The 19,197-nt window shown below is 65.3% G+C and carries 18 protein-coding genes; 2 read left to right on the plus strand and 16 right to left on the minus strand.

What is annotated here, in order from left to right:
* From I7X43_RS00005 to I7X43_RS00020, 4 genes are all read right to left on the minus strand, one after another.
* Positions 1-222 (minus strand): hypothetical protein (locus tag I7X43_RS00005; protein WP_198098841.1); only part of this gene is annotated, 222 nt, incomplete at its 3' end.
* 238 nt (positions 223-460) lie between these two features.
* A complete protein-coding gene (locus I7X43_RS00010) occupies positions 461-1,801 on the minus strand; it encodes a tetratricopeptide repeat protein (RefSeq protein WP_198098842.1) in 1,341 nt (446 codons plus the stop codon).
* Between the two features lie 143 nt (positions 1,802-1,944).
* Positions 1,945-4,002, minus strand: coding sequence for a CHASE2 domain-containing protein (locus I7X43_RS00015; protein WP_198098843.1), 2,058 nt, complete (start codon positions 4,000-4,002; stop codon positions 1,945-1,947).
* A gap of 21 nt (positions 4,003-4,023) precedes the next feature.
* On the minus strand, positions 4,024-5,361 hold the full coding sequence (locus tag I7X43_RS00020; protein ID WP_198098844.1) for a FecR family protein: 1,338 nt from the start codon (positions 5,359-5,361) through the stop codon (positions 4,024-4,026).
* 185 nt (positions 5,362-5,546) lie between these two features.
* Here I7X43_RS00020 and I7X43_RS00025 point away from each other — a divergent pair, with 185 nt between their 5' ends.
* On the plus strand, positions 5,547-6,242 hold the full coding sequence (locus tag I7X43_RS00025; protein WP_198098845.1) for a Crp/Fnr family transcriptional regulator: 696 nt from the start codon (positions 5,547-5,549) through the stop codon (positions 6,240-6,242).
* A gap of 25 nt (positions 6,243-6,267) precedes the next feature.
* Here I7X43_RS00025 and I7X43_RS00030 read toward each other — a convergent pair whose 3' ends face one another.
* From I7X43_RS00030 to I7X43_RS00065, 8 genes are read right to left on the minus strand one after another with little or no spacing between them, the layout of a single operon-like run.
* On the minus strand, positions 6,268-8,148 hold the full coding sequence (locus tag I7X43_RS00030) for a polysaccharide biosynthesis protein (protein WP_198098846.1): 1,881 nt from the start codon (positions 8,146-8,148) through the stop codon (positions 6,268-6,270).
* Positions 8,145-8,744, minus strand: a complete 600-nt coding sequence (locus I7X43_RS00035) for a sugar transferase (RefSeq protein WP_198098847.1) — start codon at positions 8,742-8,744, stop codon at positions 8,145-8,147. The genes I7X43_RS00030 and I7X43_RS00035 overlap by 4 nt, the downstream gene beginning before the upstream one ends.
* A complete protein-coding gene (locus I7X43_RS00040) occupies positions 8,744-9,907 on the minus strand; it encodes a DegT/DnrJ/EryC1/StrS family aminotransferase (RefSeq protein WP_198098848.1) in 1,164 nt (387 codons plus the stop codon). Before I7X43_RS00040 ends, I7X43_RS00035 begins: the two co-directional genes overlap by 1 nt.
* Positions 9,904-10,581: a methyltransferase domain-containing protein gene (locus I7X43_RS00045; protein ID WP_198098849.1), complete on the minus strand. Its 678-nt coding sequence runs from the start codon at positions 10,579-10,581 to the stop codon at positions 9,904-9,906. The genes I7X43_RS00040 and I7X43_RS00045 overlap by 4 nt, the downstream gene beginning before the upstream one ends.
* The gene (locus I7X43_RS00050; protein ID WP_198098850.1) at positions 10,578-11,591 is read right to left on the minus strand and encodes a glycosyltransferase family 2 protein; all 1,014 of its coding nucleotides are present in this window, start codon (positions 11,589-11,591) and stop codon (positions 10,578-10,580) included. Before I7X43_RS00050 ends, I7X43_RS00045 begins: the two co-directional genes overlap by 4 nt.
* Entirely contained in the window at positions 11,588-12,637 is a 1,050-nt protein-coding gene (locus I7X43_RS00055; protein WP_246480078.1) for a glycosyltransferase, read from the minus strand. Before I7X43_RS00055 ends, I7X43_RS00050 begins: the two co-directional genes overlap by 4 nt.
* Positions 12,634-13,218: an acyltransferase gene (locus I7X43_RS00060; RefSeq protein WP_198099756.1), complete on the minus strand. Its 585-nt coding sequence runs from the start codon at positions 13,216-13,218 to the stop codon at positions 12,634-12,636. Before I7X43_RS00060 ends, I7X43_RS00055 begins: the two co-directional genes overlap by 4 nt.
* An 8-nt stretch (positions 13,219-13,226) precedes the next feature.
* Complete coding sequence (locus I7X43_RS00065) at positions 13,227-14,426, minus strand: lipopolysaccharide biosynthesis protein (RefSeq protein WP_310737495.1); 1,200 nt, start codon at positions 14,424-14,426, stop codon at positions 13,227-13,229.
* 160 nt (positions 14,427-14,586) lie between these two features.
* Here I7X43_RS00065 and lysS point away from each other — a divergent pair, with 160 nt between their 5' ends.
* A complete protein-coding gene (gene lysS / locus I7X43_RS00070) occupies positions 14,587-16,098 on the plus strand; it encodes a lysine--tRNA ligase (protein ID WP_198098852.1) in 1,512 nt (503 codons plus the stop codon).
* A 58-nt stretch (positions 16,099-16,156) separates the two neighbouring features.
* Here the strand turns inward: lysS and I7X43_RS00075 are convergent, their stop codons facing one another.
* From I7X43_RS00075 to I7X43_RS00090, 4 genes are read right to left on the minus strand one after another with little or no spacing between them, the layout of a single operon-like run.
* Positions 16,157-16,954 carry an enoyl-CoA hydratase-related protein gene (locus I7X43_RS00075; protein WP_198098853.1) on the minus strand — a complete coding sequence of 266 codons (798 nt, stop codon included), beginning with the start codon at positions 16,952-16,954 and terminating at the stop codon, positions 16,157-16,159.
* A complete protein-coding gene (locus tag I7X43_RS00080) occupies positions 16,951-18,054 on the minus strand; it encodes a DUF3108 domain-containing protein (protein WP_198098854.1) in 1,104 nt (367 codons plus the stop codon). The genes I7X43_RS00075 and I7X43_RS00080 overlap by 4 nt, the downstream gene beginning before the upstream one ends.
* Positions 18,024-18,473 carry a DUF3429 domain-containing protein gene (locus tag I7X43_RS00085; protein ID WP_216860035.1) on the minus strand — a complete coding sequence of 150 codons (450 nt, stop codon included), beginning with the start codon at positions 18,471-18,473 and terminating at the stop codon, positions 18,024-18,026. The genes I7X43_RS00080 and I7X43_RS00085 overlap by 31 nt, the downstream gene beginning before the upstream one ends.
* Entirely contained in the window at positions 18,470-19,195 is a 726-nt protein-coding gene (locus I7X43_RS00090) for a DsbC family protein (protein WP_198098855.1), read from the minus strand. The genes I7X43_RS00085 and I7X43_RS00090 overlap by 4 nt, the downstream gene beginning before the upstream one ends.
* Positions 19,196-19,197: the final 2 nt, after the last annotated feature.

Consider the following 19,197-nt stretch of genomic DNA (forward strand, 5'->3'; position numbering starts at 1 on the left):
GGTGACGATCAGCTCCGCCCAGTCAGCATTGCTCAGCGTCTTGAACGCATCGTTCAAATAAAACGACACATTCTGCGCAGCGGTACTACCAACACCCACCGCAACCTTGGATTGGTCGCGCAAGGCTTCCAGGCCATTCACGCCGGGCGCCGCGTCGTACAGCGCCTTATACAAACGAGCGATGTCACGACCCAGGGTGTCGGTACCGAAATTGATTGCCATAAACGATCCTCTTCGTTCAGTTAAAAAGCCACCGAGCACGGCAGCAGCTATCCCAATGGACGTGCGTAGTGTGGTTCGCTCGCCGCGCGGCGCATGTGATGGTCATCACATGAACCGAGCCTTGTTAAAACCCCACAACACACTGACACACAGGTGGTTGTGTCTCGCATAGGCGCACTCCCACCCATGCCCGGTGCGTCACCTCGGACTCTAGCATGCCCTCTGACGGGGCCCGGGATCAGGGGCGCCAGCGCAAACCCGCATAGGCGGTGTTGGCGTTGTAGCGAAACAACTCAATGTTGCTACCCTGGCGCAGGTGCTGCCATTGCACCCAGGCCTCCCACCTGGAGCCTGAGCCCGACTGGGGCGGTGACAGGCGGTAGCGGGCCTCCCAGGTAGCCAACCATTGGGTCTGGCGGCGGGGCGCGCCGCCCTCAAGCAAGGGGCTAAAGCCTTCATCGTCTGTGAGCCGCGCGCTGCGCAAAGCCGCCTCCAGCCCCCAACGCCCCCCCAACTCAAGCGCCATACGCAAGCCAGCTGACCATTGGGACTGTCTTCCACCTGGGCGTTCTGCCGACAATGGCTGGTCTTGCCCCCAGCGTACATGCGCACCCCAGGTCCAGACTTGCCCGTTTACACGCCGGCAGTCGGCTGCCAGGGTCAGCGCTGGGGTGTTGCTGCTGAGCAGGGCCTCTCCGGTGTAGCGCTGGTGAGTCCACTCCCCTTCCAGGCGGCGGACACACTGACCTGGACCCCAATTCCAATCGGACTCAGCCGCAATTAAATAGCGAGCTTGGTGGTGATTGGCCGCCGCACTACCCTGAACCGTACCCAAGCTGATTTGATTTTGGATGCGCCAGGCACTAAGGAGCCAACTCGGGATCCACTCGGAGGCGGAACTTTGACTCGCACCAACTTGGTGCCAGCGCCCCAGCGCAAATTGGACGGAGCGCTGGTCATCAGCCGATTGCTGCGAAACCTGGCGCCAACTGATCAGAAGCCCGGTTTGCCACAGGGTGTCCGCCCCAGTGCTGCGATGGGCCTGGAGGGCCGCTTCAGTCAACCAAGTTTGGCCTTTTCTGGGCGCAATGGGAACGGCGAGCGGCAGGGTGATCGGCCCTTCGGGCGGGGTCAAGCGAATTTCACTAAGAGTGGGCGAGCGATCCAGGTTGTCCTCATACCCACGGGACACGGAAACCGAAGGCGAAAAGCGCCAGCCAAGCGAGACCGGTTCGGGCGGCGCCGACGCCACCACGGGAGCTGCGCCGCCCTGAATGGCGGCTCGCAGCCGGTGCAGCACGACGGGCGGAACATCGGCTTTGTGCTGCCACTCTATGTATAGAGTCTGCGCGGCGTCCAACTCGCCCATCCGAGCCAAGGCCAGGGCATGGTCTAAGCGGGCACCCTGGGCCCGCGGCTCCAGCAGCAAGGCACGCTCCAACCAAACCAAGGCTTGACCCGGATCGCCCTGCTCCAACCAAAGCGCGCCAAGCAATGCCAAAAACGGGGCGTTTTCAATGCAGGCCTCCCGCTGGGCGCTCAATCGCTGCAACAAGTCTGCCCGACCCACTGGGGTCAATGGCCAGGGTGTGCGGGCCAAGCTTGTGCAGGATGACAGGCTCTGCGCTTGCACGGGGAGGGCCCCCAAGAGCCCCATCACGAGGGCGCCAAACGAAAAACCGCCCCACAGGCGGCTTGACCGGCGCATCGAGGGATTTCGGGTCACGTGGGCCGGGGGAGTTCGCTTGACCAGGTTTCAAGGCCGTCGGTGCCTTGCGCATCCTGAAGGCTGCTGGCTGGCCAAACGGTTTCGGGCGGCAACCACTGGGCCCAGTCCGCCGGGGCGAACACTTCCATGGAGCGGCGCTGGCCTTCAATGAGATATTCGCCCTGCGTCTCCAAAGCAGCCTGAGGCAAAGCCGCCGCCAAACGGGGGCCGATCAGGATGGGTAGAGACAGGTCGGTGGTCATGCCTTGCAATCGGGCAGCGACCCCAACCGGTTCACCGAGCGCAGCATGCGCTCGCCGTTTGGCGGGCCCGAAAGACCCGACGATAGCATCGCCGGACTCCATGCCGATCCCCAAGCCCAGGGGTTGGAGTGTGGAGGCCTCCGGCCCCCAAGCCTTGGGTGAAAGCAAGTCGCGGGTGCTGACAATCAGCGCTTTGGCGGCCGCCAAGGCGCGCACAGGATGCTGGGCGTCATCGGCATAAGCATTCCAGACCGCCACGATTCGGTCACCGGCAACTTGCTCCACCACGCCCCCATTGGCCTCCACCGCCTGAACAGCCAAGCAGGTGTAGGCATGCAGGGTTGCCGCCACCTCTTCAGGCGGAGAGTGGATCGCAAAAGCGTCGAAGTTGCGCAGATTGGCGACCCAGACGGTGATCTCACGGCGACGGGCATCCAACTGCCCGGTGGGCTCCAACCGCACCAGTTGCGCAGCGACAGGTTCGGGCAGGTAGGCACTGAGGTGCGCCGACAGGCGCTCGCGCTGACCTTTGGCAAAACTGTGTTCCAGCGCAGCCAAAACCACCGCAGCGACTACGGAATAAAGTGCCGCTTGCGCCCAAGGCAAATCCCACGACAGCCCAGGCAGCAGGGAAACGCCGCCGACCGCCCACACGACGCCCAAGAGGACGCCCGTCAGCGGCAAGGTGCGCGCCGAAAGGCGTTTGCGCCGAACCAATGCCAGGAGCAGTAAAGCGGTCACCGCCATGGTGCCGCCGAGAGCCGCAAGGGCTGCCTGGGGCCGATAGGGAACCTGATGATCCAGGATGCCGACAAGGCTCTGGACATGCACCTCAACCCCCGAGGCGACCGAAGACAGCGGCGTAGAAACCGTGTCCGTCAGCCCAAAGGCTGTGGCCCCGACAACCACGATGGCGCCACGAAACAGGTTGATATCGGCCCGACCGGCCAAAACCGAACCAGCAGATACAGACGTCACACTTTCGCGCGCCAAGCGGTACGGCACCAGCATGTCGCCGTACTCATCGACAGGCAGGATAAATCCCGGCGCTTGTGTCGACTGCAACCACCGCGGCGGCTGCCCCGGGGAGAACGCACCCGATGCTGTGCGCAATTGCCACTCTACCCGCCCGCTGGGAGCAGAAGGCGCGAGCAGCCGGGTCAACGCAGCCAGGGCTAGCGATGGGTAACGTTGCCCCTCATGGCATATCCAAGCCGGAACACGCCGGATGACCCCATCAAGGCCAAGGCGGGGCGTCAAGTGGCCCACAGCAGCCTGTGGCGGCAAAATTGAAGGCGAATTGGCCACCCAACCTTGGGCAACGGCCTCAGAGCCAAACCCACGCTCATGGCAAGCGCCCAAGGTCGATGCGGCACTGATCACCCCTTGTCGCGGTTGCGAACGAGGGTCGAGCGAGAAAATTTGCCCCACCACCACGGCACTCTTGGACCATGCGGTGCGCAGCGCCTCGTCCCCCTCGCGTGCCTCAGGGAACACCATGTCGTAAACCTGCAACGCAGCGCCAGCATCGTTCAGGCGGGTTGACAGTTGCGCGAGAGTTTCGCGGGACCAGGGCCACGGACCAACCTGACGCAAACTATCTTCGTCGATGTCCACCACAACAACGCGGCGCTCTGCCTCCCGAGGGGTGGCAGCAACACGCCAGCTCCAATCCCCCACAAAGTCTTGCGCCGCCTGTAGCCATACCGCCGCCGCCCAGGGCAGCATCAGAATCAGCAACGCGACCAGCACCAGCGCGCCCACCCGAGCGCGCCAGGGACGGTCAATCGACAGCCGGAGGCGGTTCATGAGCCATCAGTCCCGGGCGGCTTACTTGCCGCGACCCCAAAGCGTCCGGCCGCGGAAAACACCATTACCGACTTGCTTCTCAAAGAGATAGCCTGCCTCTTGCAAACTGGTCGATACCGCACCGGCCACCCGTTGACCATCCTCTGCCACCGCAAAGGTGCCGTCACTTCGAATGGCGCCACCCAGTCGCAATTCAGCCGAACCCCCAGTGAGCGACGAAAGTGCCAGCGCTGTCGCAAATCTGCGGTGGAGGAAATCCAGACTCAAGGTCCCCCCTTCCACTGCGGCGGCTTCCATGTGACTGCCCGATTCGAAACTGGCTTGCGCCCGCGTCAGCCGGAAATCAACACGATCCACGCCCGGATTGCGAAAAACCGCTTCCGCTGCTGAGGGATCCCCTTTGCGGAACAACCCTGAGTTGCCATCGCCCACAGTAATGTGCCGGCCTTCAGAGGCCGCCCAGTAAGGGATGCTCATGTTGTCGAAGCCAGAATAGAAGCTGAACCAACGCCCCCAGGCGAGTTCCGAGTCGCGGCTCGGCGGCGTGTTCAATACGCGAGCGTCGGTGGGACCGACAGGCGCGATGGCCAGCACGGCCGCAGCCGCACGGTCGGTTGCCGTCGAGCGGGAATCGGCTTGCGCCGCGGCAATGGCCGCCATCTGCACCGCCTTGCGGACTTCCGCCTGCTGCGGCACCGACGCCATAACCGCATCCACGGCCGGCACGATGCGAGCGCCCACTTCCCCGGACCGCAGCTCCAACATCATGCGGCCCATGTCGGCGCTGAGCAACTGTCCAGCCCGCCCCCCGCAGGGACCCAGCGCATCCGCTCGGCACTGCGCCCCAAACGGCGCCATCACGATGGCCCCGGTGGCCACGGTGGCGCGCACATGTTCCGGCAACACCTGCACGATGAAATCCGTACCCCTCACGCCAATGGCAGCCAAGGGTGTATTCAGACGAAAGCGGTTCTTGTCGTTTTCCGTCGCGGCACCGGAAATGGAACGCGCCACGCCTTGGTGCAATTTGAGTCGGACTTCGTTCGACGAGGGCTTGTCCGGGTCGTAGCGATAGGACTGCACTTCGAGCACGCTGTCCGGACGAACGCTGGCGGCGCCGTGGTCCAAGAACCGCAGGTGAACGTGGCCGTTGGCCGCGGTTTCGATGCGGTCACCCACGGTAACGGCATCCCCCTGACGCAAGTCCGTGCGCGAACCATCCGCGCGAATGACTTTGGCGGCCCCAATGAGCAGGCTGACCTGACCGACTTGCTGGGCATGAGCCCCCACGGCCGTCAGCCCCATCAAGGCCAGACCCGCAGCGCGCCAAAGGCTGTGTTGAATTCGTGTCAGTATCATCACCAAACTCCTGCGCGGGTTCCACACCACGCGTATTGAGCCCTCCAAGAGAGCCCGAATCCACGCCTGAGAAACCCAAGAGACTCGTTCCGCCAGTGTGGACTGAGGATCTTGCCTCCAAACCACCCTCTTTTTGTGTGCCCTGCATCACATCCGCGCCGCTTTTTTAAGATCAGCATGCTGCGATGCCCATTCTGATTCCGATCCTGCAGGGTCTGCGCCTCTTTGACAGCCTGCCGGTCGCCCAACTGACGACCCTGGCCCAGACCCTCAGCGAGCGTCGGGTGGAGCGGCGCGAAGTGGTGGTCAAGCGGGGAGAAAGCGCCCTGGGCTTGGGCTTTCTCATTGAGGGCCGCCTGCAGACTGTGGACTTTACGCTGGATGGGCGCGAGGTCGGGCTGGATTTCATCGAAGAAGGCGACTTTTTCGGCGAATTACCCCTGATTGACCGCCAATCGGCGCCGGAATACGTGATCGCGGTCGCGCCGTCGCGGGTCTTTTTCGTCGACCCGGATCGAGCGCGGCAGTTGATGTTCTCCAGCCCTGCTGCGGCGGAGGCGATTTCATTGCGCTTGGCCCAGCGCTTGCGACGCGCCTCGCGTCAGCGGGCGGTGTTGGCGCTGCCCAGCTCATTCCAGCGTGTTTGTGCGCAGCTCGCCCTGCTGACGCAAAAGAATGGCCAGGGCCAAGTGGTCATTGCGTTGCCGCCCACCCACCAGGAAATTGCGATCATGGTCAACACCAGCCGGGAGACCGTGACAAGAACCCTGCAGTTCCTGCAAGGGCTGAAGGTGCTGGCCCGAGACGGGAACGCTCTGGTGGTGCATCAGCCGGACACATTGCAAGAAGCTGCCGACGGGAAGGTCAGCCCGACAAAGTGACCCCCGCTGGAAAGCGGCTTAACGCCTAGCTGGCGTTGCGACGGTACTCGGGCACAAACTGGCCCAACTGGGCGGCGATGGCCTCCACGCCCGCCTCGGGCGACAAGTCCAGGTCGCGCAACCAAGCCCGGACCTCGGCGGGCTCTACCCCGCCCAACCGCGCGATCCGCACACTGCGGCAGCGCGTGGCCAGCGTGGTGTCGTTGTCGGCCAGCAATTCTTCAAACAGCTTTTCGCCAGGACGCAGCCCCGTGAACTCGATGGCGATGTCCTCGAGAGAATGCCCGCTGAGGCGAATCATGTCGCGCGCCAAATCAACAATCTTCACCGGCTCGCCCATGTCCAGCACCAACACCTGACCGGTATCGCCAATGGCTGCGGCCTGAAGCACCAAGCGTGCAGCTTCCGGAATGGTCATGAAGTAGCGAATGATGTTCGGGTGGGTCACCGTCACCGGCCCCCCCTTGGCGATTTGCGCCTTGAATTTGGGGATGACACTGCCGCTGGAGCCCAGCACATTGCCAAATCGAACCGCCATGAATCGGGTGCGGGGGTGCTCCTGGGCCAGGGCCGAGATCACGCGCTCGGCAGCCCGTTTGGTCGCCCCCATGATGTTCGTGGGGTTCACCGCTTTGTCCGTGCTGATCAACACGAACCGCGCCACCCCGGCCTCAGCGGCCGCCCGCGCGGCCTGAAAGGTGCCCAGGGTGTTGTTGCGCAGGCAGGCCACCGCATTGGCCTGCTCCTCCATCAAGGGGACATGTTTAAAGGCCGCAGCATGCAGCACAAGGCTGGGTTGCCACTCGAATAAGCTAGCCAAGAGGTGGTCGTAGTCCTTGACATCCCCCATCAGTCGCGTGAGCGCGAGATTGGGGAAACGCTCCTGCAATTCCTGGTCCAAGCTGTACAGATTGAATTCACTCAGCTCATAGAGGACCAAACGGGCGGGTTGGTAGCGCGCCACCTGGCGGCACAACTCGCTGCCAATGGACCCACCCGCGCCCGTGACCAGCACGGTTTGCCCCCGAATGAGTTCGCCGATGCCGGCCTCGTCCAATTCCACGGGCGCACGGCCCAGCAAGTCTTCGGGCTTGATATCCCGCACGCGCTCCGGGGGGACGCCCTCCTGCAACTCCTCCAGGCTGGGCACGGTGAGCACGGGCAGCCCGGTGGCCGCGGCCAACTCCAGCACCCGCTGGCGGGCGGTGCCGCGCAAGGAGGGAATGGCCAACACCAGGTGAGTCAGCGGCAGCCGGTCGACCCAGAGGGGCAGTTCGTCCAAACCGCCCAGCACCGGAACCCCGGCCACTCGGCGTCCGCGTTTGGTTGGCTCGTCGTCGAGCAAGCCATGCAGCAAACAGTCTTGATCCCGCAGGCCAGCCACCAGGCGGCTGGCGGCCTCGCCGGCCCCCAAGATGAGCAGTTGCCGAACTTCCCCCGCCCCCCGGTGCAAACGGGCGCGCATGTGCTCATAGAGCATGCGATAGCCAATCCGCAACAGCACCAGCCCCATCAGCGCCAACACCGGGTGCAGCGCCAGCACCGCACGGGGAATGGCATCCAAACCCAAGGCGCGCACGCCCGCGGCCGTGAGCACACCGGCCAGCACACAGGCCACGGTCAGGCGTTTGACTTCGCCGAAGCCGGAAAACCGCCACAGGGCCCGCGGAATGCGCAACACGCGGAACACCACCGCCCAAACGCCCAGCAAGCCCGCCAAGACCCAGGGGTCGTAGTCCGGGCGCGCGCTGAGCCAACGATCAAAGCCCAGCCGAAAGAGATAGGTGGCTTGCCAGGCCACGGCCACCCCACCCAAGTCGACCAGCAAGGCCAAGCCTTCGCGCCCTTTGCGCAGGCGGTTGAGCAAGCGGTCCACCGCGCCCCAGGCGCGCAAACTGGCATTCATGGCGAGGGGCGCTGCAAGAGCGTACGAAGAGTTCGAACCAAGACAGCGCAATCCGAAGCCAAGCTCGCGCGCTGCGCATAAGCGACGGCCGCCTGGACTTTGGCGGGCAGGATGCGCTCGATGTATTCCCGCTCCGGGTCTTGGGCCTGCGCCAGCAGCGCCGCTTCATCCAAATGGGCCAAAGAGACCGGGTCGGTGATACCCGGTCGAACGGCCAGGGCTTGCGCCTTCAGCGCCGCTGGATAGTGGGCGACATAGCGTGGCACCTCGGGGCGCGGCCCCACCAAGCTCATATCGCCCACGAGCACATCGATCAACTGCGGCAGTTCGTCCAATTTATGCCGGCGCAAAAAAACACCGGCGCGCGTAACGCGGTCGTCCGTGCCCACCGTGAGCGGCAAGCCCCCGGCGGCGTGACGCATGGTGCGGAATTTGTGAATCCAAAACGAGCGCCCCGCCCGCCCCACCCGCTCCTGGCGGAAAAAGACAGGCCCGGGCGAGTCCAGCTTGATCCAGACCGCAATCAGCAGCAGCAGCGGCAAGAGCACCACCAGGCCGCAGCCGCTCAACACCGCGTCAAACAGCCGCTTGGCCATCAGGCCTCCAGCGCTTGGCGAATGGCCGCCATGACGCGCTGGGCGTCGCTGTCCTTCATGGCGGTGTACAGCGGAATGCTGACCATGCGCTCATAGGCCTTCTGCGAGTGCGGAAACTGCTCGGGGGTGAGGTGGTAGCGATCGCGCCAGTACGGGTGCAAGTGCAGCGGCACATAGTGCACGCTGCAGCCAATGCCCTGGGCGTATAGACGCTCAATGAAGGTGTTTCGGTCGACTGGGGCGTCATCGGTCAAGCGCAGCACAAACAGGTGCCACGCATGGGTGTCGCCTGCCGGTGCCTGGGGCGGCAAGATCAACGGCAAGTCGGCCAAGCCTTGGAAATACTGGGCCGCCAGCTCCTCCCGCCGTTTTTGGAAGGCGGGCAGCCGCTTGAGTTGGTGCAGTCCCAGCGCAGCGGCAATGTCCGTCAGGTTGTACTTGTAGCCAGGCGCGACGATTTCGTAGTACCAGCTGGGCACCTTGGCCGTGAACCGATCAAAGGCATCACGGCTCATGCCGTGCAGCCGCATCACCTTGGCCCGCGCAGCCAGTGCGGCGTTGCGCGTCACCAGCATGCCGCCCTCGCCCGTCGTCATGGTCTTGTTGGCGTAGAAGCTGAACACCGTCGCGTCGCTGCCCAGCGTGCCAATGAGTTCGCGCTCCAACGTGGTGGGCAGAGCGTGCGCCGCATCCTCCACCACCTTGAGGCCGTGGCGGCGGGCAATGTCCAAGAGGCGGAGCATGTCCACCGCCAGACCCGCGTAGTGCACGGGAATGATGGCGCGGGTTCGGGGGGTAATGGCCGCTTCCACCTGATCCAGGTCCAGGTTGAGCGTGGCCGGGTCAATGTCCACCAAGCGAACATCGGCCCCAAGGTAGCGCACCACCTCCGCCGTGGCCGTAAAGGTGTGGGTGGTGGTGATGACCTCATCGCCCGGGCCCAGCCCCAGGGCTTCGAGCGCCAAGTGCAAGCCCGCCGTGGCACTGTTGACCGCGATGCAGTGCAACGAGGAATCCCCCAAGAAGGCGCCAAACTCCTCCTCAAACCGCTTGGCCTTGGGGCCCGTGGTGACCCATCCGCTTTTAAGGCTGTCCACCACTTCAGCGATTTCATCGTCGCCGATGTCGGGCAGGGCAAAGGGCAGGAATTGAGGAGCGTTCACAGCGGCTTGCGAAGGTGAGTCAAACGGTGGGTGCACAGCAGCGGCAGTGCGGCCAAGAGTGGAAGCAGCCCTTCGGGTAGACGGCGGGCCAAGGGCGGTGCCAGCGTCAGCCGCAGGGAGCGGACGCTCGCCCGCGGGAACAGCGTCCGCAGGCGCGATAAAGGCACGCCCCGCACATCCGGGTTGCGCGGATTGTCCACGGTGAAGTCGTACACGATGGCCGCGCCCCCGGGGCGCAACCAGCGCCACAGCGTGTCGGCCAAGTCTTGCTGCAAGGCATCGCTCAGCACCGAACTGAACACCGTAAAAGCCAAAACCAGGTCTTGGCTGCCTGTTGGCACGGCCGCTGTGCGCGCATCGCCGTCAAAGAGTTGCAAGGTCGACGGCAACACCTGGCGCGCCTGATGCGCGCGCGCGGCCTGCAATTCCACCGCCGTGAGGTGCTCCGGGCGAAACCCCCAGCGCAGCAAGCCCAGCAGATTGCCCCCCGTGCCACACCCCAATTCCGCGGCGCGCAAGCAGGCCGTGTCGCCCCAGCCCTCGCGGCGCAGCAGGCGCTGAAGTGCCGCATCCCGCTGGGCAATGGCCTGGGCTTGGGCGGGGTTCAAAGGGTGGTAGCGCGGATCCTCCGCCGAGCGGCGGGCATACGCGGCTTCAATCGCATCCAGGCTCATCGCGTCAGTTGGGCGAACCGGCTGTTGCGTGCCGATTCGGGCGGCAATCCCCGCAGCACATCCCAAGCGCCGACAATCGTCCCCAGTGCATAGGCCCCGTGGTAGGTGAGGATCACTGCCGGCATGCGCAGGCGCACGGCCCAGTCTTCCCGACCCGCCGCGGCGGAAGCCCCCAGCACCCACAGCGCATAGGGGGCCAACAGCGCGGGCAAGACACCGGGCCACCAGGGCAACACCAAGACAGCCCCCAGGACGGCGGTCAGCCCCAGCGCAGGCAGCACATGGCGCGCGCTGGCGGCCTGCCCGTGTTTGCGCATCACAAACGCCTTCCAGTAACCGTACTGCAGGTACTGCCGGGCCAAAGCGGACAAGGCGGCGCGCGGGGTGTAGTGTGAGCGAATGCGCGCGCTTTGCCACACCCGGCCGCCCGCTTTCTTGATGCGCAGGTTGTGTTCGTCGTCCTGATTGCGAACGAGGTTTTCATCAAAGGCGCCAAATCGCTCGAAGCTGGCCCGCGGCCACGCCCCCAGGTAGACCGTGTCCACTTCGCCCTCGAAGTCCAGCACCCGCGAGCGCGCTCCACCGCTGAGCCAGCGCGACTGAAACACCGCGCCAATGGCCCGCTGCAGGGCCCCCTGGCCTTGGGCGCACCAAGCGCCCCCCACGTTGTCAGCGCCCGTTCGCGCCAGCGCGGCAATGCACTCGGCCACATAGTCCGGGGCGTACACGCTGTGGACATCCATGCGCACGATCACCTCGCCGCGCGCGATGGAAAGCGCGTGGTTCAAGCCCGTGGAGACGATGCGCCCCGGGTTATCAATCACCTTGAGACGCTCGCCCGCGTGCTCGGCGAGCCACTGGGCGGTGCCGTCGTCACTCTGACCGTCCGCAATCACCGCCTCCAGCGACCACCCGGCGGGCAGCTGCTGGGCGAATAGCGACGCACAGAACGCCTCGATGTGCGCTCGCTCGTTGCGACAGGGGACGATGACCGAAACCCACGAACTCATGCTTGATTCAATACCGCGCGATAAAGCGCATCCACCCGATCCATTTGCACCGAACGCGCGCCCTCGCGCACCATGCGCTCGGCATTCGCCTGGCCCTGCGCTGCGGCTGGCGCCTCTTCTGCGGCCCAAGCGGACCACCGCTGCGCGAGCAGCGCCTCATCATCCACCGGAACACAGCATTCTGGGGGTAGCCATTGTCGATTGGCAGGCAAATCGCTCGCCAGAACCGCCAGTCCGCAAGCCATGCCCTCCAGCAGCGAGACCGACGTGGCGTCGCTGCGGGGCACGCTGATGGACAGCTTGCAGCGCGCCATGACGGCCGCCATACCCGCATCGTCCAGCCGGCCGTGAAAGGTAGCGGCCGACTCCACCCCCAATTCCTGGGCCAGGGCGCGCAGGGCCGCTTCGTCGGGCCCTCCGCCCAGCAAGTGCAGGTGCGCGCCGGGGTGCTGCTGCCGCACCCGCGCCAGCGCCCGCAGGATGAGGTCAATGCGGTAGTTGGGCGCCCAGGAGCGCAGGCTCACCGCCTCAAACCCGGGCTTCTGCCCCCAGGACACGGGGGCGAAGCGGCTCAAGTCCACGCCCCAGTGAACTTCATGCGCGGGCACCTGGGGCGCCAACTCGCGCGCCACAGCCACCAAGTCCGCCGAATCCCCGGTCACCGCCCGCGCCCGGCGCAGGCTCCAGGCCGTCAGCCAGCGCTTGAGCCAACTCTCGCGGGGTGTGACCAGCAAATCGCTGCCCCAGGCCGTGATCAGCAACGGCCGGCGGTCCGCCACACGCGCGCCCAAATACCCGTAGGAGGTGACGTAATGGGCGTGGATCAAATCGGGCTTCAGCATCTCCACGGCACGTCGCGCGTCTTTGACGCGGAAGAGCCAATCCCAGGGCTTGAACACTGGCTGCAGCACGCATTGCGTCACCCCGGCTTGGGACTCGGGGCGTGCCGTCACCACCGACACCCGCCACCCCCGCGCCACCATTTCAGCGGCCCAGCGGCGCAGGTGCACATGGTTGGCGTCGCCGAGCAGGCACAGGTGCTTCAAGTCAGCCTCCCAGCCCAGGCTTCGTAATGCGACCGGCACTCGGGGTGCGCCGCCAGCCACCGGGCGTCCCCCGCCCGGACATCGCCCACCACCTGGGCCGGCTGGCCCGCGACGATGGCGAAATCCGGCACCTCGCCGCGCACCTGCGCATAGGCGCACACCAGCACGCCTTTGCCCAGACGTGAACCCGCTTCGATCAGCGCATGGGGGCCGATGAACACGTAAGGTCCGATCTCAATGGGTGCCCGTTTGAACCCCGGCTTCTCCCCGCTCCAGCCCACATAGGCCCGCCCGAGCAGACGCTGGGCCTGCTGGCTGCTGTGGGTCACCAGGCTGCAGAAATTGGTGATCTGGACGCCCTCGCCCAGCACAAGCCCCCCGCTGGCTTCCAGGAAATTGAACTGGCCGATGAAGACGTGATCCCCCAAGGACAGCCCCGCCTCGCCTTCAATGCAGGTACTGGCCGCGATACGGCTGTGCGGGCGCAGCGCGCCGCTGGCCGGATCTCGCTCCCCGAACACCATGCGAAAGAAAAGCACTCGCCACAGCCACCGCCGCCCGGCATTGAGCGCAGCGCGCAGGCCGCCCATCATCGCTTCCAGCGCCACAGCGCCCCCAGGTAAAAAGCGAAGTATCCCGTCATGGTGAGTGAGACACCCCACGCTGCGCCAACCAAACCGCCCAACGCCAGCCCGGCGGCAAGTCCGCCCAGGAACAGCCCCTGCCCCACCAGCGCCAAGCGCAGCGCCCAGGCTTGGGCTTGCCAGGCCATCGTGACCACCGCCAGGGGCGAGGCCACGAAGTGCAGCACCAAGTAAGGCGTGAGGGCCCGCGCCACTTCGCCGCCCGCTCGCCAGGGCTCGCCAAAGGCCCAAGCAAAGCCCTCGGGGCCGAGCAGCATCACCGCGGCACCCAGCGGCAACGCCATCAAAAAGAGCGTGCGCACCGTGCGCTGCAGCTGCGCCCGTGCCGCCTCAAAGTTGGGGGCATGGGTGAGGGCCGGGTACAGCGCCGCAGACACGGCACTGCCCACCAAAGTGGCTGGCGCCTTCAAATAGCGCAGCGCCAGGGCCCAAATGCCGGTGGCAACGTCTCCCGCCCAGGCGGTGATCAAGAGCAGCGCCAGCGTGTCTTGCGCGGCCGAGGCAAAGGCATGGGGGGTGTTGAGTAGCGGGAAGTCCCTGTAACGCCGCGCGACTGCCCACAAGTGGGTGGGTCGCACGTCCCGCCAGGCTCCCTGACCCGCCCGCAGCAAGAGCCACAGGCACGCGCAGGCCGCCACCGCTGCAAACGCAGGCGCCAGCACCAAGCCCCAGACGCCCAGTTGCAAGAGCCCGGCGCCCACCTGCAGCGCCGGAGCGCCCCCCCACTGCAGCACCCTTGCCAGTGCCAACGCACCAAATCGCTGGGCCCGCGTGGCCACCATGCTGAGCAACTGAACCCCGCCCAGTGCCAGAACCAGCACCGGCAACAGGGTCAGGGTGGGCTCCAAGGGGCGAAGCACCGGCACCCAGACCCCACACAGGAGCACTACCCCCGTGAGCACCCAAGCACACAGCGCCACCAAGGCCCGCGCCCGCGTCGCGCCCCTCGCCAGGGGCAACGCATATTCATAGCGTCCACAAGCCACCACCGCCACGTTGGTGGCCGCCGCCCAGGTCAAACTGAAGGCCGCGTATTCGACAGGGGTGAACAGGCGAGTCAACCAGGGCCCCAGCAGCAAGGGCAGCGCGTGGGCCACTCCATTGCCCAGTCCCACCAACCCGGCACCGCGCAGCAGGGTGCTCACGAACGGAGCCCCCCAGCCCAATGCGGGCACGCACATCGATGGTTAAGGACAGTTGGGCGCATGGAAATGGACGCCCCACTCGAGAAGGGCCAACGGGAAAACCCGGCATTCTAGAAAGCCGCCCTCTAAAATCGCCCGTTTTGCCCTCCGGAAGGACCCCATGGAAGCCACCGCGCCGCACGCCGACGAGAACCAACTGATCGCCGAGCGCCGCGCCAAACTGGCCGAGCGTCGCGCAGCCGCCCAGCAGTCCGGTGGCGTGGTCTTTCCGAACGACTTCAAACCCGAGCACCGCGCCCTGCCCCTGGCCCAGCGCTACGGCGACATTCCCAACGAGGACTTGGAGCCCCAGGCCGTCGAGGTCAGCATTGCTGGCCGGATGATGCTCAAGCGCATCATGGGCAAGGCGAGCTTTGCGACGATTCAAGACGCCACCGGCCGCATCCAGCTTTACATCCAGCGCGACGCCATTGGCGAGTCCGCTTACGCCGACTTCAAGCACTGGGACCTGGGCGACATCGTGGGCGCCCGCGGCACCGTGTTCCGCACCAAGACCGGTGAGCTCTCCGTCAAGGTCACGCAGCTGGTGATGCTGACCAAGAGCCTGCGCCCACTGCCGGACAAGTTCCACGGCGTGGCCGACCAGGAAATGAAGTACCGCCAGCGCTATGTGGACCTGATCATGGACGAGGCCGCACGCGACCGCTTCGCGCTGCGCTCCAAGGCCGTTTCCGCCCTGCGCAGCTTCATGGTGGAGCACGGTTTCCTGGAGGTGGAGACGCCCATGCTCCACCCGATTCCCGGGGGCGCCAACGCCAAGCCCTTCGTGACGCACCACAACGCGCTCGATCAAGAAATGTTCCTGCGCATCGCGCCCGAGCTGTATCTGAAGCGCCTGATCGTGGGCGGGTTTGAGCGCGTGTTTGAGATCAACCGCAACTTCCGCAACGAGGGGCTGAGCGTTCGCCACAACCCCGAGTTCACGATGATGGAGTTCTATGCGGCCTACTGGACGCATGTGGACCAGATGGACTTCACCGAGGAGTTGTTGCGCCACGTGGCCCGGGCCGCGGCCGGAACGGCCAAGCTGCAGTACAACGGCCAGGAAGTGGACCTGAGCCAGCCCTTCGCGCGTTTGACGATTCGGGACGCCCTGCTGGCCCATGCCGGCATCAACGAAGCCGAGGTCGACGACCCAGAGGTGCTGGCCGCGCGCATTCAGGCGGCGGGTGAGGCCGTGCCCAAGAACGCCAATCTGGCGGTGCTGCAGTACAGCCTCTTCGAGGCCACGGTGGAGGACAAGCTGTGGCAGCCGACCTTCATCATGAACCACCCCATCGAGGTCTCGCCGCTGGCCCGCGCCAACGACGAGAACCCCGGCATCACGGAGCGCTTTGAGCTCTACATGACCGGCCGCGAAGTGGCCAACGGCTTCTCCGAGCTCAATGACGCCGAAGACCAAGCCGCGCGCTTCCACGCCCAGGTGGACGCCAAGGACGACGGCGACGACGAGGCCATGCACTTCGACGCCGACTTCATCCGGGCGCTGGAATACGGCATGCCTCCGACCGGCGGCTGCGGCATCGGCATCGATCGCTTTGTGATGCTGCTGACGGATTCGCCCGCTATCCGTGACGTGATCCTCTTCCCCGCGCTTCGCCGCGAGAGCTGATCCAGCTTTTCAAAGCAAAACGGGGCCCGCGGGCCCCGTTTTTATTGAGCCATTCGCGTCAATTGCCATGCTTCCAATTGGCCGGGCGCTTCTCCAAGAAAGCGTTCATGCCCTCGCGCTGGTCGTGCGTACCGAACACGGCGTGGAACATGCCGCGCTCAATCTTCACGCCTTCGGTCAGCGGCACTTCAAAGGCTTGGTTGGTGAGCTGCTTCATCAAGGCCACCACCGGGGCTGAATAGCCGTTGATGGTTTCGGCCGCTTGGAAGACTTCGTCCATCAGCTGATCGGCTGGCAGCACGCGGGCCACGAGGCCGGAGCGTTCGGCCTCCGCAGCGTCCATAAAGCGGCCGGTCAGCAGCATGTCCATGGCTTTGCTCTTGCCCACCCAGCGCGGCAGGCGCTGCGTGCCGCCGCCGCCCGGGATCACCCCCAGCTTGATTTCAGGCTGGCCAAACTTGGCCGTGTCGGCGGCGTAGAGCACATCGCACATCATGGCCAGCTCGCAGCCCCCGCCCAGGCAGAAGCCCTGCACGGCACCCAGCACCGGCTTGCGCACCTGAAGGATGTGCTCCCAGTTCTTGCTGATGAGCTGGCTATTGAACGCCGACATGAAGTCGTGCTGCAAGAGCGTGGGGATGTCCGCCCCCGCTGCGAAGGCTTTTTCGTTGCCCGTCAGCACGATGCAGCCAATGCCGGGATCTGCGTCAAAGGCCTTCAGGGCAAGCCCCAGCTCGTCCATCAGCGGGTCGCTCAGGGCGTTCAAAGCCTTGGGCCGATTCAGGCGGATCACGCCGGTCTTTCGCGGCCCCTCGCCGCGGGTTTCAACCAGGATGCACTCGTAGTTCGTGTTCATGAAGCAGGGTCTCCTTGCGATGGGGGCGAATTGTCGCGGGCCGGCGCACGCTCTTGTTGGGGATGTTCAGACAGCCGCAGGTCCACCCAGGTGTCGTCGTCTTGAACAATGCGAATGCGCGCCGGCAGAAACTGCAAGCCGGCGGCCAGCCACACGGTGGCGCGCAAGGTGCCGCGCGCGTCATCGACATGAGGGCGCAACTCCCAAGCAGGTAAGGCCCCGACGGGCGTCTCCAAGGTCTCCTGGCCCATCACCTCATAACGCCAGGCGTAGAGCCGACGCGGTAGCGCCAACGGCAGCTCCACCTGAGTCCCCGGCTCCAATGCCAAGCGGCCGGTGAGCATCAACCAAGTCAGCTGCACAAACTGGCTGGCCGTGTCCTGCACCCCCGCTGGAGCCTGTTCACGTCGGGCGCCGCTTGAGGTGAACTCGATCAGGCCGTCCACAAAACGCAGGGTCGACTGCCGGGTTCGAAAAAGCTGGCGCGTTTCCTCGTCGTAGCGCCGCGGACGCACGCCATCCGGCCCCAGCTCCCCTTCACTCACCATCAAACGGGTCACAAAAGGAGCGATTTCGGGACCGACCGAAACACGCAATCGAACTTGATAGCGGTGTCCCTGGCGCAGCCACTCGACCTCCGCATCACCGTGCACTGGACCCCGGTAGTTCCCGGTGAGCGCATAGCGCAACCGGGTCGAGAGCGGCCACTCGGGGCCGGGCTCCGCGCTGGGGTCATCCGGCCCCTCCGTCAGCGAAGGCGGGGGCGCAATGGCGGCTGGGTCCACCACCGGCACGGGGGCCTCGACCCCGCCCATTTGGGCGACTGACGCGTGCGGTGGCGGCGGGCTGCTCAGCTGACCCCAACGCCGTTCCGGCGACGGTTTTTTTGGGGGGGCGACGGGCTGCAGCACCGCCGGCCGTGTCAGCTGCACCGCCAAGCGCGCGGGCACGGACTCGGCCGGAACGCGCTCCGCCAACCACCGGTGAAACCATTGGCCCAGCACCTGATGGCCGGCCAGCACCAGCAGCAGCAAACCGGCAAACGCCAGGCGCCGAGCTCGGGACGACTTCAGTTGGCCGCCGCCGCCAAGAAGCAGCACAAGCTCGCGATCAAGGTGCAGCGGAATCGCAGGGTCAGCCAAGCTTGCGCGCCCCACCGGGGGTAATGCTGCCGATCCACTACATAGCAACCGATCAAGCCGAGCCCCTGTAAAACCAAGCCGGCGTAGGGCGGCATCAGTTGAACCGTGGCGCCCAAGATGGCTGGCACGACCGCCCATACATACGGGAAGGCTTGCGCGCTGCGAGCCGCCAAGGCCTGCCCCCAGTAAACGGCCCCCAAGAACGCCAACACCACCCCCGCGTAAGCCGACAGTCCGAGCATGGCAAAGGTGTGCTCATCGGGCCCCGGCGGCAGCAGCCACGCCAACAGCGCGCCCAGTACAAACGGGGTGAGGCCGGCATAGGCCAAGCGGACCGCCACGGGCGGTGGCGGAAAAACCGAAGTAGTCGGGCTCAAGATCGCTTCTCTGCTTTGGTGATGCGCTCCACCAGCGCCTCAAGGGGCAGCGCCCCGGGGGTTCGGGTGCCATCCTCGAAGATGACCGCTGGCGTTCCGTGAATGGCATGGCGCCGGGCAAAGGCAAGGTTGCGCTCAATGGCGCCTTCATCGCAGCTGGCCATCACCCGCTCCGGGTTCTTGTTGTTCAACATCCAGCCCAGCCAGGAATCCACATTGTTCTTGGCGCACCAAATGTTTCGACTCTTGTCGCGCGAATCGGCGCCCAAGATCGGAATCAGGAAGGTGTAGACCGTCACGTCTTTGAGGTCCTGCAGGGTGCGCTCAAAGCGCTTGCAGTACCCACAGTTGGGGTCGGCAAACACCGCAATGCGTTGCTTGCCATTGCCGCGCTTCCACACCAAGGCGTCTTTGAAAGGGAGGGAGTCGAAAGCCACCGCGGTCAGCTTTTCAACCCGCTCCTGGGTGAGGCTTTTGCGGGTTTTGAGGTCGATCAGGTCCCCCTCGAACAGGTACTCGCCCTTGGCATCGGTGTACCGAATCTCGTTGCCGAACCGCACTTCAAAGAGACCTGGAATGACGCTGGGGCGCACCTCATCGATGGCCGGGAAATGCGAGGGCAAGCGCTCGGCCAAGGCCTTGCGAATCACGGCCTCGTTGGCCTGCGCCGCGCCCGACACCGCCACCATCACGCCCATCAGGGCCTTGAACCACCACTTCATTG

The sequence above is a fragment of the Inhella gelatinilytica genome (assembly GCF_016093295.1).
Classification (GTDB): Bacteria; Pseudomonadota; Gammaproteobacteria; order Burkholderiales; family Burkholderiaceae_C; genus Inhella; species Inhella gelatinilytica.

What these genes read in the sequence shown, in the direction of transcription:
- I7X43_RS00025 (WP_198098845.1), top strand. Translation starts at nt 5,547, where the DNA reads ATGCCCATTCTGATTCCGATCCTGCAGGGTCTGCGCCTCTTTGACAGC.
- I7X43_RS00075 (WP_198098853.1), bottom strand. Translation starts at nt 16,954, where the DNA reads ATGAACACGAACTACGAGTGCATCCTGGTTGAAACCCGCGGCGAGGGG.
- lysS (WP_198098852.1), top strand. Translation starts at nt 14,587, where the DNA reads ATGGAAGCCACCGCGCCGCACGCCGACGAGAACCAACTGATCGCCGAG.
- I7X43_RS00045 (WP_198098849.1), bottom strand. Translation starts at nt 10,581, where the DNA reads ATGAGCCTGGATGCGATTGAAGCCGCGTATGCCCGCCGCTCGGCGGAG.
- I7X43_RS00015 (WP_198098843.1), bottom strand. Translation starts at nt 4,002, where the DNA reads ATGAACCGCCTCCGGCTGTCGATTGACCGTCCCTGGCGCGCTCGGGTG.
- I7X43_RS00050 (WP_198098850.1), bottom strand. Translation starts at nt 11,591, where the DNA reads ATGAGTTCGTGGGTTTCGGTCATCGTCCCCTGTCGCAACGAGCGAGCG.
- I7X43_RS00035 (WP_198098847.1), bottom strand. Translation starts at nt 8,744, where the DNA reads ATGGCCAAGCGGCTGTTTGACGCGGTGTTGAGCGGCTGCGGCCTGGTG.
- I7X43_RS00030 (WP_198098846.1), bottom strand. Translation starts at nt 8,148, where the DNA reads ATGAATGCCAGTTTGCGCGCCTGGGGCGCGGTGGACCGCTTGCTCAAC.
- I7X43_RS00020 (WP_198098844.1), bottom strand. Translation starts at nt 5,361, where the DNA reads ATGATACTGACACGAATTCAACACAGCCTTTGGCGCGCTGCGGGTCTG.
- I7X43_RS00090 (WP_198098855.1), bottom strand. Translation starts at nt 19,195, where the DNA reads ATGAAGTGGTGGTTCAAGGCCCTGATGGGCGTGATGGTGGCGGTGTCG.